The 17,286-nt window shown below is 51.3% G+C and carries 8 protein-coding genes; all 8 read left to right on the top strand.

Going from position 1 to position 17,286, the window contains the following annotated elements; all coding sequences use genetic code 11:
- Nucleotides 1–51 precede the first annotated feature (51 nt).
- From ATHL_RS05585 to ATHL_RS05550, 8 genes are read left to right on the top strand one after another with little or no spacing between them, the layout of a single operon-like run.
- On the top strand, nucleotides 52–423 hold the full coding sequence (locus ATHL_RS05585) for a response regulator (RefSeq protein ID WP_062190640.1): 372 nt from the start codon (nucleotides 52–54) through the stop codon (nucleotides 421–423).
- Nucleotides 424–478: 55 nt separating this feature from the next.
- The gene (locus tag ATHL_RS05580) at nucleotides 479–880 is read left to right on the top strand and encodes a response regulator (protein WP_062190638.1); all 402 of its coding nucleotides are present in this window, start codon (nucleotides 479–481) and stop codon (nucleotides 878–880) included.
- A 10-nt stretch (nucleotides 881–890) separates the two neighbouring features.
- Nucleotides 891–5,246, top strand: coding sequence for a GAF domain-containing protein (locus ATHL_RS05575; protein ID WP_062190636.1), 4,356 nt, complete (start codon nucleotides 891–893; stop codon nucleotides 5,244–5,246).
- On the top strand, nucleotides 5,243–6,919 hold the full coding sequence (locus ATHL_RS05570) for a GAF domain-containing protein (RefSeq protein ID WP_062190634.1): 1,677 nt from the start codon (nucleotides 5,243–5,245) through the stop codon (nucleotides 6,917–6,919). Before ATHL_RS05575 ends, ATHL_RS05570 begins: the two co-directional genes overlap by 4 nt.
- Nucleotides 6,916–8,631 (top strand): GAF domain-containing protein, encoded by a 1,716-nt coding sequence (locus ATHL_RS05565; RefSeq protein ID WP_062190632.1) that lies wholly within the window; start codon nucleotides 6,916–6,918, stop codon nucleotides 8,629–8,631. The genes ATHL_RS05570 and ATHL_RS05565 overlap by 4 nt, the downstream gene beginning before the upstream one ends.
- 20 nt (nucleotides 8,632–8,651) lie before the next feature.
- Nucleotides 8,652–11,555 (top strand): GAF domain-containing protein, encoded by a 2,904-nt coding sequence (locus tag ATHL_RS05560; protein WP_062190623.1) that lies wholly within the window; start codon nucleotides 8,652–8,654, stop codon nucleotides 11,553–11,555.
- A 24-nt stretch (nucleotides 11,556–11,579) separates the two neighbouring features.
- Nucleotides 11,580–12,362 (top strand): ParA family protein, encoded by a 783-nt coding sequence (locus ATHL_RS05555; protein WP_062190620.1) that lies wholly within the window; start codon nucleotides 11,580–11,582, stop codon nucleotides 12,360–12,362.
- A complete protein-coding gene (locus ATHL_RS05550) occupies nucleotides 12,331–17,283 on the top strand; it encodes a GAF domain-containing protein (protein WP_062190618.1) in 4,953 nt (1,650 codons plus the stop codon). Before ATHL_RS05555 ends, ATHL_RS05550 begins: the two co-directional genes overlap by 32 nt.
- The last annotated feature ends 3 nt before the right edge of the window (nucleotides 17,284–17,286 follow it).

Below are 17,286 nucleotides of genomic sequence, written 5' to 3'. Positions count from 1 at the left end.
TCCACGGGCTGGTTAACCTGTTCATTTTCCTTTGGAGAAATTCAGCCACAGATGTCTGCAACAAAAAAGATCCTCCACGTTGAAGATAATTTCGATAATCGCCTTTTGGTCCGCCGATTACTGATGGCCTCCGGTTTTGAAGTGATCGAAGCCGAAAATGCAACCCGGGCCATGGAATTGCTCCGTTCTATCCAACCGGATCTGATCTTAATGGACATCAACATGCCCGATATAGACGGTTACACCCTGACCCAGGAACTGAAGAGCCTGCCCACCTTGAAAGGTGTCCCGATTATTGCCATAACTGCTAACGTTATGAAAGGCGACCGCGAGCGCACCTTACAGGCTGGGTGTGATGGTTATATCGAAAAGCCCATCGACGTTGACCGCTTTGTCGATCAGATCATTGGCTACTTACAATAACTGGTAACAATCCTGCAACCCTGGCAGGCTGAGCCTCTCTTGCGAAGGTGAATCCATGTCTTCTGAGAAAACCGTTCTCGTAGTTGAAGATAACGTCTCCAATTTTGTCCTCATCGCCCGTATGTTGGGTTACCTTGGCATTCACTGTGAGTGGAAAACCTCCGGGTATGAAGTTGTCGAATACGCCGATTCTCTCCCTCGCCTTGACCTGATCCTCATGGATATCCGCCTTCCTTACGAAGATGGCTACGGTGCACTGCGGAAAATCCGCCAGGCAGAACGGTTTAAAAACATCCCCGTCATCGCCGTAACCGCTGAAGCCAGCAAAGAACAAATGGAAAAGGCGCGGAAAGCCGGTTTCGATGGTTTCCTTGGGAAACCCCTCGACCCAGATAAATTTCCCGATCAAATCCAGCGAATTCTCAATGGCGAATCGGTCTGGGAAATGACGTATTAAGGAGCTGCGCATGAGTGTCCAGAACACACAAGACCGCAAAAGCAAGCCGTCGCGTTTCCGACCCTTCTACCGGCTCATTCGCTTCCTGCGAGAAGATAGCCTTCAGAAATCTGTTCTTGTTGCGATTATTATCGTTGCGCTCATCCCCGTAGGGCTTGTGGGTGCGGTTTCCTATTACCGGACACGTGCACAGATCGAATCTCTCGTCGCCAATCAGCTTTCCCAAATTTCTAATAACAGTTCCCGGCAAATTGAATCATTTACTCAGACCCGCCAGGACACTCTTCAACGTTTAATCAAAGACCCCGCTTTCACAACCACTTTTGAAACCTCCCTTAATCCATTCGTCAGTCGTTCCGAAGCCACCACCGCGGTATTTGCTTTACGGAATTTACTTTTCACCACTGCTCAGGGCACCTCGGTTAGCGAGCCCATTTTCTCCCAGCTTTTTATTCTGGATGAAAGCGGCACCGTGGTTGCCTCTTCGGACAGCCAGTTTATCTATGACAATTTCGGAACCGCTAAAGTAACTCATCCCGCCATTAAACCTCTCATCGGTCAAACCCGCAGTACGGTCGCCTTTAATCCTTTCCGATCCACCCGCGATGGTCTCGTATTGATTTCCACCCAGGTAGTAGTTACTCCAAACCTGAACCATACCTACACCCTCATTGGGGTCTCTCCCACCCTGGTTTTTTACCGTGTTCTTGAACAAGCCGTCGCGTTCCTACCTGGAGCACGTGCTTTCTACCGCAATCCCGCGGGTGAAGTCTTCACCACCGCTGAAAACAACACCCTTGTGGCATTGCCCGCCCTGCCTTCATTTGAAGAGGCTGTTGCCCCCTACGTGGACGGCACTGCAACAAAACAACCCTTTACATTTAGTTCTTACGACGCTCAGGAGGTGCTTGCTTACGTCCAGAACATTCCTGCGCTGTCTCTTTCTTTGGTGCTCCAGGTACCTACCAGCGAGCTCTTCGGACAGGTTCCTCTGCTGGATCGTTCCATCTTGACCATCCTCCTGGTCATGTTAATCGCTCTGGCCACCATCACTTACGTGGGAACCAACCGCGTCATTGAACCCTTGTTACAACTCAGCCACATTGCAGAAAAGTATGCCGAGGGAAACTTTCAGGATCGTATCCAGATCAAACGCAAAGATGAAATCGGCCAGCTGGCAACCTCAATGAATAAAATGGCTGAAGAGCTTGCGGTTCTGTATTCAAACCTTGAAGGTCAGGTGGAACAGCGCACCAGCCAGCTCCGTGTTGCCTCAGAAGTAGCTCAAATAGTCACTTCCTCGTCTCGTTTGGAAGATATTTTATTAAAGACAGTTAATTTGGTAACCGAACGTTTCAACCTCTACAGTACCGCTATCTTTCTTACTGACGAGGTCCATCGCTCCCTGGTATTACGCGAAATGTATGGGACAACAGGGAGAGACTTTAAACGGGAGCATACCCGTTTCTCACTGGACAGCAACACCCCTGCAGGGTGGGCTGCCACCCATAACCGTCCCCGTTACCTGCCCGATGTCAGGTCAGATCCGACCTACCCCACAGATAAAGAATTGCCTTATTGTCGTTCCATGATCGCCATTCCCATCACCGTGGGCACCGAAGTCCTTGGTGTTATGGAAGTGTACAGTGCACAGGTCGATGGCCTGGATGTTGATCTCCAGTTCGTGATTCAGACCATCGCTAACCAGGTAGCAGGGGCAATCCAGAATACACGCCTGCTCGAATCCACCCAGGTGAACCTTGAAGAGACAGCCCAGTTATACAGGCTGACCCGACTGGTAACCTCTGCTGAAACAGAACAGGATGCCACAAACCAGGTCATCAACGGGATTGCCCAGCTTCAGCATGTTACCGCATTGTTGTCAGTTACCGAAAGTGACTATACCATCCAGGCCCTGTATGATCCCCGCACTCGAAAACTGGAACTGGATCTCTCTTCGATTAAAATACCCGTCAGCAAATCCTACGAGATCGTTGCCCGTGGCGAGCCTGTTTATATCGAAGACTTCACCCGCCCATCTGAGTTCCACAACATCTTATCCTTCTTCCTCAGGCGGGGGTGCCGTTCAGCAGTTATTCTACCCTGTATGCGTACAGGGAAACCCGTGCAACTGCTGGTTGTAGGTTTCTATGAGGGAGAAAAAGTCACTCAGGCTTCCATTCAACCTTACACCAATCTGGCAGAAGTTATCAGCGCTACTCTCGACAAATTTAACGTGCTCCAAACACTGCAGCACCGCCTTGCCGAATTACAGGTGCTGGCCAACTTCAGTCGGGCCACATCTGCCGAGACTAATCTCCAGCAGCTTTACCGCACACTCCACCAACTGGTGACCGAAACACTGGGAGAAGACCTCGGCTTCATCCTGGCCCTGGTAAATCCTGATCAACAGATCATCGAATTCCCTTACGCTTACGAAAATCTGCAAAAGCTCGATCTTGAGCCTATCCCTGTGGGCTCGGGTTTAACCTCACTCGTAATTGAGAACCGAAAACCCCTTTTACTGACCAATGAAACCGAACGGCGAGCCCTGGAACTGGGCGCACATATTGTCGGACGCCCGGCTAAATCGTGGCTGGGTGTTCCGCTCATCGCCGGAGGTCTATTGATCGGTGCGCTGGTCATTCAGGACCAGGATCAAGAACAACGCTTTGATGAAAATGACCTTAACCTGTTGATGACCCTCGCCCCGCAAATCGCAACCGCCATCCGCAACGCACAACTTGTTGAAGAATTGCACGCCGCACTGGCCACTTTCGAACAGGAAAGAATCTGGCTCAACTCCTGGTTTGAAAACTCTCCCGATGCAATCATCGTCAAAGATGAACACGGAGCCTATCAACGAGTCAGCGCTTCTTTTGCTCGCATGTTTGGCCTAAAACCCGAAGATCTTACCGGAAAGACCGATTTCGACCTCTTCACCCAGGAAGAAGCTTCCAGCGCTTATGAGATAGAGCAGACTGTCTTCGCATCGAATCAACCGCGGCTGGGGGACGTGGAACAGGTGATGCACGATGGCACTCCGCGATGGGATCTGGTCTCACGTATTCCTGTTCTGAACTTTGCTGGAGAAGCAACCGGGCTTCTGGTCATTCGGCGCAACATCACCGAAATGGTTCGTGCAGAAACCGTCGCCAGAGAGCGAGCCGAGCAGATCCGCACCACAGCAGAAATCGCACGCGATGCTGCCGGTATTCTGGACCTCGACGAATTACTCGGTAAAGCCGTTAACCTCATTCGTGAACGTTTCGGCTTTTACCACGCCTCGGTATTTTTACTCGACTCGCTGAGCGAATATGCTGTACTCCGCGAGTCAACCGGTGAAGCTGGCCGCCAGATGAAGATAAACCAGCATCGCCTGGCAGTCGGCTCTCGCTCCATCGTTGGGCAGGCCACAGCGCTTGGTCAGGCTGTGATCGCTCACGATGTCACCACCGACCCCAACCATCACCCCAACCCCTTACTTCCAAACACTCGTGCCGAACTGGCGCTGCCACTCATCTTTGCAGGGAAGGTGATTGGAGCACTCGACGTGCAAAGCGAACAGCCTAACGCCTTTGCTCCCGAGGATATTGAAATTCTGGGCATTCTTGCAGATCAGTTAGCTGCCACAATTCATAATGCCGAATTATTCGCTGCTGCCCAGAGCATGCTTGGAAAACACAGACTTTTACACCAGATTAACCTGGCTGCTTCTACCGCCAGCGACCTGAGAGAATCTCTGGAAAAGAGTGTAGCCGGACTTCAAATTGCAAAAGTAGCAGACCGAACGGGCATCTGGCTGCTCAACCGCCACAATGAACTCGAACTGGCCGCATTCACTGGCTACCTTACTTCCATGCCTGCCCTGCGTATCCCTCTTGGTGAAGGCCCGGTTGGTATGGCAGCCGCCGAACGCCGTCCTGTCAGGATCAATAATGCCGTGCTTGCCACTGATGTTAACCCGGAAGAAGCCGCTCGCAGTCTCCTTGCTCTACCCGTACTGTTTGGCGAAGAATTGATTGGCGTCCTCAGCCTCGAATCCAAGCAACCATCCGCGTTCGATGAGAACGACCAGGACATCATGGTGGCATTGGCGAACAATATTGGGGCAATCATTGCAAACTGGCGCCTGGTAGAGCAAATTCGTCGCCAGGTTGAACGACAACAGACGTTGTTCGAAATTACCAGCAAGATCCGCCGCTCCGTCGATATACCTACCATCTTACAAACCTCCGTCCAGGAAATTGGTCGCGCCCTCCCGGTCAAAAAGGCCCAGATTGCTCTTGTGCCACCCGGCTCTTCCTCCGTTACTCCGGACAGTCCCGCTAAAAACGGTAGTAATGGTCATAAGGAGACACCATGATCCAATTCTTGCGAAAACTGCTCCCAACCTACATTCCACCAGAGGTTGCGTCTAAGGGAAGCCTGATCGTCAACCGTGAGCGCATTCTGCAATCGATCCTCATTTCCATGCTGGTGGCTTCGATCCCTTTGATCATCCTCGCCGGGCGCACAGAATATCTCGATGGAAAATGGTACTTTGCTCTTACTTACATCCTGTTTTTCCTGACCCTCTTCTTGGCAACCCTGAATCGTAAATGGCCGCAAACTGTACGTTCGGGATTGATCATTGCCATCGTTTATTTGCTTGGATTTCTACAGTTTTTCGATAGCAGTCTGCCCGGTGAATTTCGTTTTTACATCACCACCGCCAGCGCCCTCACAACCCTCCTGCTTGGTTTCATTCCCGGGCTCTATACGGTCGGCTTTGGCTTTTTATCCATTGTAATCATCCATCTTCTGGTCACGCTTAATCCTAAAATTTTACCGGATTATGACCTTTATCTCCGCAGCCCTCATTGGGCCAATGGACTGTTTTTATACACCCTTTTTGCGAGTACCCTGGCTTATGCAATTGGCACCCTGGTTAACGGGTTGCAGGAAGGTCTGCGAGAAAATGAAAACCTTGTGACCACGCTAGAAAAACAACGCGGCCTGCTGGAAGAGACGATCCAGGCGCGCACACTGGATATTCAACGGCGCCTCATACAAATGCGTACTGCCGCTGAAATTACCCGCACCATTAGCCGGTTGCGAGATGCTCATTCTCTGCTTTCACAGATCGTAGACCTGATCCGCGAACGTTTCGACTTTTATTATGTCGGCATTTTCATTCTCGACCCCTCTGGCAGGTTTGCCGTGCTTAAGGCTGGCACAGGTGAAGCAGGCCGTATCATGCTGGAGCAAGGGCATCGGCTCGCCGTGGGAGGCAATTCCATGATCGGTTGGTGTATTGCTAATCGCCAGCCGAGAATTGCCCTGGATGTTGGTGAAGAAGCCGTCCGCTTCAGCAACCCTTATCTTCCCAGAACCCGCTCCGAAGTGGCCATTCCTATCCTTTATCACACTGAAGTACTCGGAGCCATGACCTTCCAATCAGTGGAACCCAACGCATTTGACCAGGACGACATTCTCGTACTTCAGGGTATCGCTGACAGTCTGGGGGTAGCACTCGAAAACGCCAACCTGTTTGCCGAATTGAGCCGCAACCTGGAAGAAATCAACCTTCTGAACCGTAACTACGTGCAAAAAGCCTGGTCTCAAATTTACGAATCCGAGAAACTGGCCTTTGAATACCAGGGAGCTGGAGGAAGCTCAACCACTGGCAATGGAAAGACCGTCAAGGTTCCTCTCCTGCTGCGTAACCAGCTCATCGGCGAAATGGTGCTTGAGATGGATGAGGAAGAACTGACGCCAGAGGATCAAACCTTCCTGGAGTCGGTCGCAACTCAAACCGCTGTGGCTCTTGAAAATGCCCGCCTCGTTCAGGAGTCAGAATGGCGCGTCTACCAGGAACGGAAACTGAACGACATGTCCGCTGAACTCTACCGCTCAGCCAGCCTGGAAGGCATATTAAAGTCGGCCGTACAACAACTCGGAAGCCTCCCCAATGTGGCCGAGGTATCCATACAACTACTTTCTCCAGAAGAATTGAATGAAGACGCCGCATTTACCGGAAAGGAGCGGGCCGGATGAGCTTTTTGCATTCGATCAATCCTGAAACCATCCCCGATCACCTGCGAGACCGAGATGATCTGCATCTTCAACGCGAGGTAGTTCTTCAAAAAGCCTGGATGGCTACATTCTTTGCCGGTCTGAGCGCCTACCTGGTGTGGGGGTATTCCATTTCCTGGAATATCGACCCTGGTTTGCAGGCTCTTATTTGGGCTGGTTTAGCAGGTGCTCTCTTCTTCACGGTCAACCGACGCTTATCCTTCCAGTTCCGCGCCATTGTCCTGATCGCCATACTGGCTACATTCTCACTCTCTGAACTTCTATCAAGGGGCTTACAGGGAACAGGCGCTCTCTTCCTTCTTTCTGTGATCGGGTTAGCAACCGCCTTTTTTGGTCTCAGGACCGGAGCAATCATTCTGTTAATCGCCGGCGTGGCTACCGGAACCGCCGGATGGGGTGCTTTTATCGCGGCGATCCCCTGGTTATCCCAATGGTTCGCGCCAAGGACTGACCTGGCTGCCTGGGTTTCTCTCGTCTTTTCTCTTTTCCTCTGCGGTTATTATCTTCTGATCAGTATCCACCAGTTTTCGTGGGAATTCTCCCGGGTAATCCAGGAATTACGGCATTCCGCCCAACTCATGGAACAAGCACGCAACCAGTCCGAACGCCAGTTCAGATTACGCCTGGAAGAAATGGCTCATAAAAATGCCCTTCTGGAAGCCATTGGGCTGGTCGCCACGAAAATTGTCTCCGAAACTGAACCATCCTCTCTGCTACAAACTGCTGTAGATACCATTCAAAAACAATTTCTGTTTTACTATGTGGCTATTTTCCTGCCTGATGAAACCAGAGAATATGCGGTTCTCCATGCCGGTAGCGGTGAAGCCGGAAAGATCATGCTTGAGCGCCACCACAGCCTGAAAATCGGGGAAGTGGGTATTGTGGGATATGTCATGAGCAAAGGAGAACCTCGTATCAGTGGAAACGTTGAGGAAGACCCGGCTCATTATAAAAATCCTTACCTTCCCAACACCTGCTCAGAAATGGGCATCCCGATGAAAATGAACGGCCAGGTCATTGGCGTCCTCGATGTGCAAAGTGACCACGAGAATGCTTTCTCTGCCGATGATGTTGAAATTCTACAAACGATTGCAGACCAACTTGCAGGGGCGCTGGAAAAAAGCCGCATCTTCACCCAAATGCGTCAGACCCTGGAAGAGGTTCAGGAACGCACCCGTCAATCTACCCGCCAGTCCTGGCAACAACATTTGCGCAATAGCAACCGCCGTTTTGCTTTCCGTTATCACAACGCCAGGGTCGAGCCATTCCAGGCGAACCCGGGAGAATTTACCAGAGTGCTTTGGAAAAAAGATGCTCCCACCTCGACCGCCCATGAAGATGCCTCGCAACTGGCATTGCCCATCAAGCTCAGAGGGCAGGTCATTGGGCTGGTTCAGGTGAAATTTGGTACCCGTCAGGTAAGCCCTGAAATGGTGAATCTGCTGGAACAGGCTGTTGAGAGGATGGCCCTTTCTCTGGATAACGTGCGCCTGGTCGAGGAAATTCAGGCCCGTGCTGAGCGCGAACGCATGGTCGGGGAAATTGCTTCGAAGGTACGCAGCGCAACAGATATCGAATCGATTCTCAAAATTACAGCCAGTGAATTAGGAAATTCGCTGGGCGTGTCTGAAGTCCTGGTGCAATTAACACCTGGTGGAAATCGGTCCACTTGAGGTTATATGCTGGAGGTTTCATGAGCCAAACCACATCTATTCCGGCCACAAAAGAGAGCCATCGCTATCAACCCTCAAGGCCCATCCAGGTAACCCTGGCAGTGGTATCTGCTGTTTCTTTGCTTGTACTTGGTGGATACCTTTTTCTGGTCCTGAATACCAGGCAATGGCAAGTTCTCTTACCGGCGCTCATGTTCTTGGGAGCCTTTGGAACCGGTCTTTACGGGCTGGAACAAATCCGTCGTAATCGATTTTCCATTACGCATTTATGGTGGGAGGGCGCTTTACTTGGATTGGGCTTCCTGGCCCAGGCCATGTTCATTAAAAACACCGGGCTTACCTCAGCACTCATTTATCTCATCTACATCCTTCTCTTCTCTTCTATCACCCGTGAATACCACCAAAACTCTTCCGTCATTCTTGCTGGCCTTGCCACTTCAGCACTGATCTCTCTGGGAGGAGTTTATTCACCGTTTATTTCCATTGAAATCCCTGTCGTCAATTCTATTCTATTAGCATTATTCATCTTACTCCTCGGAATCTATACTATCCTCATTCTGTTCAATTTAATTGCTTCCACCATGCAATTACGGCTCACCACCGCATTTATCACAATTGCGATCACATCTTTGTCGGTGGCGACCATCGTATTAACCCAGCTTTCAATTCAGCAACAACGGCAATCCATCCGGGCCAATGTGGTCTCTTCAGCCGAACAGGTAGCCGATTATATTGATCACTTCCTGAGATCCAACCTCCGTGCGGTACAACAGGAAGCTCAACTTACCCCAATTGTAAACTTCCTTAACATCTATACTCATGGCCGCATTGATACTCGTCTTGAAAGCGAAGTACGCTCGGTGTTTAAGACCCTCCTCAATAGTGAGAGCAACGAACGCATTTACTTAACCTCCTATGCTTTGCTGGACACCGACGGTAAAAACCTTATTGACACAACCGATGCCAATGAAGGCCGCCTCGAATCTGACCAGCCGTATTTCAACGTGCCTATGAAGAATGGCCGGGCTTACGTCTCAGATGTTGTCTTTGATCCAGCGGGAGGAACTTTTATTTATATTAGTGCACCGGTTAGAAATACCAAAAACCAGATCGTTGGAGTGTATCGGGTTCGGTTCAATGCGTTGATCTTTCAACGCATTCTTGAAACTTATTCTGGCCTGCTGGGTATTCGCTCGCACGCCATGCTTTTCGACGACTATACCATTCGCCTGGCCGATACTTTTACCCCTAATCTGGTTTACACAACGGTCACCGGCCTGCAGGCCGCCCAAATCGAAACGCTCATCGCAGAAAACCGATTACCCAACCGCCAGAGCGCCATCCAGGGAACCGGCCAGGTGGTTCTCGCTCAGGCACTTCAAAACCCCGACCCCACCTTTTCTTTTGAAGGCAACCTGGATCCAGAAAGTGAGCCTGACCCATGGGGTGAAATCGGTGGCGTTGCCTCAATGACAGAAAAACCCTGGAAGGTGGTATACATTCAGGCAGACTTTAATGATGCTACCATCCGAGATCCTCACATTCGTGTGGCTACACTCGTTGCCACTATTCTATCTCTCTTAGTGGGTTTCATTTCTGTCGGTGTTTCCAATTACCTGAGCGCGCCCATTACCAGCCTCACCCGTACTGCGCAGAAAATTTCTCAGGGTGATCTGGAAACCCGCACAAACATTCTCGGCGCCGATGAATTTGGTACCCTGGGTAGAGCTTTTAACCAGATGGCTGATCAGCTCCGGGCTTTCATCACCGACCTTGAGAATCGTGTGGCCGAACGTACCCAGGAAATCACCCGGCGTAATGAAGCCCTGATGTACCGCTCTCGTCAGCTTCAAACCGTAGCAGAAGTAGCGCGCAGTATCGTCACTTCACAGGAACTCCAGCCCTTACTCAACTCAATCACCCAACTCATCAGTGAACGTTTTGGTTTCTACCACGTCGGGATTTTCTTGTTAGATGACGCCAGAGAATTTGCCGTGTTGCGGGCGGCCAATTCAGAAGGAGGGCAGCGAATGCTTGCCCGCCACCACCGTTTAGGAGTGGGTAAAACCGGTATCGTAGGATATGTGACCGGCACTGGTAATCCCAGAATTGCCACCGATGTAGGTGAAGACTCAGTATTTTTCGATAACCCTGATCTTCCATTAACCCGTTCCGAAATGGCTCTTCCATTGAAGGTAAACGATGAAGTGATTGGTGCGCTTGATATTCAGAGTATCGAACCTGACGCCTTTTCGCAAGAAGATGTAGAACTCTTTGCTACCCTGGCAGACCAGATTGCAGTTGCCATCTATAACAACCGTCTCTATACCGACACCGCGCGGGCTCTGGCCGAAGCCGAGAACATTCACCGTCAGTACTTACGCCAGGAATGGGAAACCCATCTGACCCGTCAAAAAATCCGCGCTTATCAATATACGCCTCAGGGGCTCATCCCTGCTGAATCCGAACCCCTTCCTCAGACTCTGGCCCTGAATAGCGATGAACCTCTGGTGCTCAAAGAGCAACTGCCCGATCAAACCACGCGTACTATTCTGGCAGTGCCCATTTCGGTACGTGGAGAGGTAATCGGAGCCATTCGCGTTGAAGATACTGCTGAACGTCAATCCTGGTCGGACGATGAATTGCAGGCAGTCAGAGAAGTTGCCCAGCAGGTAGGTATTGCACTTGAAGCGGCACGCTTACTGGAAAGGACCGTTCAACGTGCTGAGCGGGAAAAGAAAGTTCTCGAAATCACCGGTAAAATTCGTGCCACCAACGATCCTCAGGAAATGCTGGAAATCGCTGCGACCGAATTACAGAAAGCTCTGGGGGCAACTCATACACAAATTTACATTCGCAATGCCGATCAACCGGTTTCCGATGATGGAAACGGCCGCGGACCTCATGGAAAAGACGAACTTTGATTCAACCGCTTCGGAGGGATTGAAATGAGCTGCATAATTGCGATTGCCAATGAAAAAGGCGGCGTAGCAAAAACCACAACCACCCTGTCTCTCGGGGCTGCTCTGGCCGAAGCTGGTTCGAGTGTATTGGCCATCGATCTGGATGCCCAGGCCAACCTCACCATGGCTTTGGCACTTCAATCAGAAAATGGACATCGAACTTCAGCGAGTATGCTGTTGGAAGATAAACCCGGTCAGAATCTGGTGCTGAAAACTGCTGTCCCTGGCCTGGACCTGATTCCAGCTTCTTCCAGCCTGGGTCTGGCCGAACGCTTCCTCCCAATCCGGTCCGGGTATGAAGTTATTTTACGCAACGCTCTGCAACCGATCAGTTCCAGATATGATTTTATTCTGATGGATTGTCCGCCTTTTCTGGGTGCTATTACCACCAACGCTCTAACCGCGGCTAATCTGTTAATCATGCCCACTCAGGCTGAGTTCTTTTCCATCCATGCCCTCCGAAATATGATGACCCTGATCCGAAAAGTTCGCCTTAATGGCAACCCGAACCTGACTTACCGGCTCCTTTTAACCCTCTTCGACCGTCGCAACCGCATCCATCGCACTTTAAGTGAGCAGCTCCGCACCACCTTTGGCAACGGTGTATTAGATACCGTCATCGAAGTTGATACCCGCCTGCGTGAAAGTGCTATTGCTGGTGTGCCGGTGCTGATCCACGCACCGAAAACTCGTTCCGCTTTTCAATACCGCGCCCTGGCACAGGAGATCAAAGCCTATGTCCAAGAAACAATTTCACAACCGGCTTAATTCTCTCTTCTCAAACCTGAATGAGGTCGTGGATACTCCTGCGCCGGGGGCCAGCTCTCAGGATGTCACCTCGCCATCAGGGTGGCACTGGACCGCAGACCAGAACCTTCGCTATCTTTCTTGTTCTGCTGAAATTGCGAGTCTGGGGTTTTCTCCACAGGATTGGATCCACCAACCGGCAGATGAATTCATGCTCGATCCATCCTCGATAGAAGCCGTAAAGCGTTTATTCCAGGCAAAAGAATTCCCTTCTGAATCGGAAATCTCCATCCGCGATGCCTCCGGTAATTGGAGAAAAGCCCGCTTCGTCATTCTCCATGCGCCTGTGAATGGTGAAAGCGAAGCATGGCGTGGCATCATCCAGCTCATCCAGGAAACTCAATCTGAAAAGCGAACACTTCGTTCTCCATCCTCACCAGAAAGAGCAACTGCATCATCCATTCCCTCACCTGCCACCCTTCCCATTCGTTCCCGGCCATCCAGTGGAACTCATAGCAGGCAGAATGCCCTGTCTTCTGCTTTCGCGCCGCGAACACCTGCCGGAAAGCTCAGTCTCAAAGAACGACAGATGAAAGTCATTCACGGCAGAGAAGACCACCCCGCAACAATTGCCGTGCCAGTGAATGTTACCGATATGGGTGATATGCTCATTGAAGTCGTAGATGAGGCTGAAAGACGCACCTGGAGCGAAGACGAACAGCAAATGGTGATGGACGTGGCCACCCAGCTCAGCCTGGCGCTGGAAAATGCCCGTCTTTACCAGGCCGCCCAGCAGGAACTCGCCGAACGTATGCGCGCTGAAGAAGTCATTCTTCATCGCAACCGCGACCTCGCGATGCTTAACCAGATCGGTCAGCGCCTCACCGGTCTCACCTCACGGGATGCCATTTTTAACACCCTGGCTGAAATGGCCGGGCAGGTACTCGACGACCGCAACCTCTATATTTGCATTCTGGACCACAACACCCATCAACTAAGTTTTCCGGTCTATCGTGAGTATGGCATCAATCGGCAGGTCGCAAGCCGTCCTGCCGCGAATGGGCTTCCAGAATATCTTATGGCTTCCCGCTCCCCTCTGTTGATCACACACCAGGCCGGGCAGCGGCTGGCAGAGCTTGGAATCACTGTCGAGAATCGGGTACCTGCTTCTCTGATTGGTATTCCCATCTCCATGGGGGCTCATCAAAGTGGTGCACTGGTGATTCAAGATTTTGACCAGGAAAATGCCCCTCAATTTGATGAAGTTCACCTTGAGTTGTTATCAACCGCTGCTGCACAGGCCGCCACAGCCCTCGAAAATGCCAATCTCTTCCAACAAATGCAGGAAGCCCTGAAAGCCATTGAGAACCGCGAGCGTTACCAGGCTGGCGTTGCCCGCGCGGTGGCCACCCTTTCAGAGTTAGGCACCCAGGCTCTTGGAGATGTACTGCGATACCTGGGACAGGCATCGCAGGCCAATCGGGTTTACCTGCTTCATTATGAAGAGAGCTCACAGAGCTGGCAATTGGGTGAAGATTGGACCTCCCCCCTGGTCGCTTATTTGTTCGACCGAAGCAAGATCCATCAGATCAACCACGAAGTATTCAGTTCCCTCATACCCAACCTTCGCATCGATGGCTGGGCTCTTCCGCTATCTTCCGATCAGGCGGAAAACGCACAGCACTTCTTCTCCTCCCAAAATATCCAATCCGTCCTCATTCTCTCCATCTCAGGAAGCTCTACCACTCCAGACTTACTACTCTTTGAGCAAATCGACCAGCAGCGTCAATGGCAAAGAGATGAAATCAACCTGCTGCGCGTGGCCGCTGACGCCATTGCCAACACCTACATCCGCGAAAACCTGCTTGCCCAGCTGCGCGCCAACCTGGACGAAACAGAAAGCCTCTACAACGCGAGCAACCGGCTGGCCATTTCCAATGACTTCCAGGAAATGCTTGCAGCGGTCATCAATGGCGTGAAACCCGCCGAAATTAACCGCGGTGTGATGCTCCTCTTTGATGTCGATGCATACAACAAAGTCTCCAGGATTTCTGTCCAGGCAAACTGGTATAGCGGGCACGGCACGCCTCCACCTCCCGTGGGAGTGGAGCTTCCCAGACCCATCTACGACAAGCCATTACAAAATTCCTCCCAGGCTTTTTACGAAGACATTCGTGAAGCCCTTATGGATGAAGCCATGCGGCAGGAACTCCTGCGGCAGAACGTCACTTCACTCTGCATCCTGCCAATGATCTCCGGGAAGCGGCAAATCGGCGCCTTGCTCCTTGAAGGTGAACGCCGACATATCTTTACCAACCGTGAGAAACGCCTTCTGCCGCCTCTGGTTGACCAGTTGACCATCGCCGTTGAAAACCTTCGCCTGTTTGAACAAACTCAGACAGCCCTGGCAGAGACTGCCCTTCTCTATAACATCACCAGCGGTATTGCTCAGGCTCAGGAACCCGAGGATATGGTGTCCCTGGTGGTTAACAATGTTCTCCCGCGCGGTGCCGATTGCTGTTTTCTTTTCCTTGCCGATCTCAATGAAGATGGAGAAATGACCGGGGTTGAAGTGAGTGGCTTTTATGACAGCATGGGCAAACTCGATTTAAAGGGAACCCGCTTCGACATTCAGGAATTACCGGTGATTCGTATCCTCCCGGAAGAAGGTCTGGCAGTGAGCAACCTCGAGGACCCCGTCATCGACCGGGCCACCCGTCTCACGCTGGAGCGTCACCACATCCAATCCGCATGCTTCGTTCCCATGAGAACTGGCGGGCGCAGCATTGGCGCCCTCGCAGCCACGGCCAGAGCCAGCCTTAACTTCGATCCGGCTGATGTGCGGTTATTCCGTACTGTGGCGAACGGTGTTGCAGTTGCGGTTGAAAAACAACGCCTGCTCCGAGAAGCTCAACGGCGCGCTCTGGAACTTCAAACGGCTTCCGAAATCGCTCGTGATACAACAAGCACCCTCGCACAGGATGTGCTCCTCTCGCGGATGGTCAATCTGCTGGTGCAAAGGTTTGGTTTTTACCACACCTCCATTTACCTGGTGGATCCTCAATCTCAATTTGCAGTGATCCGGGAGGCCACTGAGCCAGCCGGTACAGAACTCAAACGGCGCGGTCATAAGGTGGCTATTGGCTCCCGTTCAGTGATTGGTACGGTTGTCGCTTCGGGGCAACCTTTGATTCTCAACGATGTGGCTTCATCAGACCTGTTTGTCCCCAACTCCCTGCTCCTCCAGACTCGAGCAGAAATTGGGCTCCCCCTCAAAGTGGGTGATCGGATTATCGGTGCCCTCGATATTCATGCAACTAGTACCAACGCATTCTCGAAAGACGATGTATTTGTCCTGGGTATCCTGGCCGACCAGATTGCCATTGCCATAGAAAATGCCCGCGCCTACGAACTCTCGCAGAAAGCCATCGAAGATATGCGCGAGGTTGATCGGGTTAAAAGCCAGTTCCTGGCTAATATGAGCCATGAATTGCGTACCCCCCTGAACTCCATTATTGGCTTCTCCAGAGTTATCTTAAAAGGAATTGACGGCCCCATCAATGAGCTTCAAACTCAGGATCTGACCGCAATCTACAATTCTGGCCAGCACCTTCTGATGCTCATCAACGATATCCTCGACCTGTCCAAAATCGAAGCCGGTAAAATGGAGCTGTCTTTCTCCGATGTCAATCTACTTGATCTGATCAACTCGGCTATGTCCACAGCTGTTGGGCTTGTCAAGGATAAACCCATTAAACTTCTTACCAACCTGCCCGATAGCCTGCCCCTTGTGCGAGCCGATGCCATTCGCGTGCGCCAGGTATTGATCAATTTCCTTTCTAATGCCGCTAAATTCACAGAAGAAGGCTCTATCACCGTAGAGGCCTGCCAGCAATTAAGCCCCGACGGAAAACCAGAAGTCATGGTTACTGTCACCGACACAGGCCCCGGCATTGCCCCTGAAGATCAGTCTAAACTTTTCCTGCCTTTCTCTCAGGTAGACGATTCTCCCACCCGCAAAACCGGAGGCACAGGGCTGGGCCTTTCGATCTGCCGTTCCCTCATCGAACTCCATGGCGGCAGGATTGGTCTGCTCTCCAGTGAGGTGGGGAAAGGGAGTACTTTCTTCTTCACTTTACCCTTACCCGTCACCGAGAGTGCTCCAACGGCTTCACCTCTCAGCGAAGGATATACTGTGCTGGCCATCGATGACGATCTGCAGGTCATTCATCTTTATGAGCGTTATCTACAACCTCAAGGATATCAAATTATTCCGCACACCAACCCGCGCACCGCAGTGGAGCGGGCAAAAGAGGTGAAGCCATTTGCCATCACGCTTGATATTATGATGCCCGAAATGGACGGCTGGCAGGTGATGAAGGCCCTTAAGAACGACCCTGAAACCCGGAATATCCCGATTGTCGTCTGCTCCATTCTTGAGGAAGAAGAAAAAGGGTTTAATTTAGGTGCAGCCGATTACCTGGTCAAGCCCTTCCTTTCTGAAGACCTTCTCAATGCTCTCAATCGTTTGAATTTCACCGGAGAAATCAAAAACATTCTGGTAATCGACGATGATTCAGAAGACCTTCGGTTGGTTCAAAAGATGATCGAAGCGAATGATCGCTTCCATGTGCAGCTGGCTCAAGGCGGAGAGGCGGGCTGGGAAAGCATTCAGCAAAATGTCCCCGACGCAATCATTCTCGACCTCTTTATGCCTGGTCTCAATGGATTCGACTTGCTCGCCAGACTGCGCAGTGCAGAGCTTTATCAGAACATTCCGGTTATTATTCTCACCGGTGCAGACTTAACCCCCGAACAACATAAGGAACTGGAAGACTTTGGGCACGGTTTGTATTCCAAGGGATTTCTACGCGAAAAAGAATTGCTCAATACGCTTGAATCTGCCCTGCGCCAGTTCCGTTCTAATAGAAAGGTATCCTGATTC

Origin of the sequence: Anaerolinea thermolimosa (genome assembly GCF_001050195.2) — a bacterium.
GTDB classification, from domain to species: domain Bacteria; phylum Chloroflexota; class Anaerolineae; order Anaerolineales; family Anaerolineaceae; genus Anaerolinea; species Anaerolinea thermolimosa.
Note: the sequence above shows the minus strand (reverse complement) of the source record. Positions and strands in the feature narration are given on the sequence as shown.

Bases quoted from the DNA above. Each gene is read 5' to 3' on its own strand.
- ATHL_RS05585 (WP_062190640.1), top strand. From the start codon at position 52: ATGTCTGCAACAAAAAAGATCCTCCACGTTGAAGATAATTTCGATAAT.
- ATHL_RS05580 (WP_062190638.1), top strand. From the start codon at position 479: ATGTCTTCTGAGAAAACCGTTCTCGTAGTTGAAGATAACGTCTCCAAT.
- ATHL_RS05575 (WP_062190636.1), top strand. From the start codon at position 891: ATGAGTGTCCAGAACACACAAGACCGCAAAAGCAAGCCGTCGCGTTTC.
- ATHL_RS05570 (WP_062190634.1), top strand. From the start codon at position 5,243: ATGATCCAATTCTTGCGAAAACTGCTCCCAACCTACATTCCACCAGAG.
- ATHL_RS05565 (WP_062190632.1), top strand. From the start codon at position 6,916: ATGAGCTTTTTGCATTCGATCAATCCTGAAACCATCCCCGATCACCTG.
- ATHL_RS05560 (WP_062190623.1), top strand. From the start codon at position 8,652: ATGAGCCAAACCACATCTATTCCGGCCACAAAAGAGAGCCATCGCTAT.
- ATHL_RS05555 (WP_062190620.1), top strand. From the start codon at position 11,580: ATGAGCTGCATAATTGCGATTGCCAATGAAAAAGGCGGCGTAGCAAAA.
- ATHL_RS05550 (WP_062190618.1), top strand. From the start codon at position 12,331: ATGTCCAAGAAACAATTTCACAACCGGCTTAATTCTCTCTTCTCAAAC.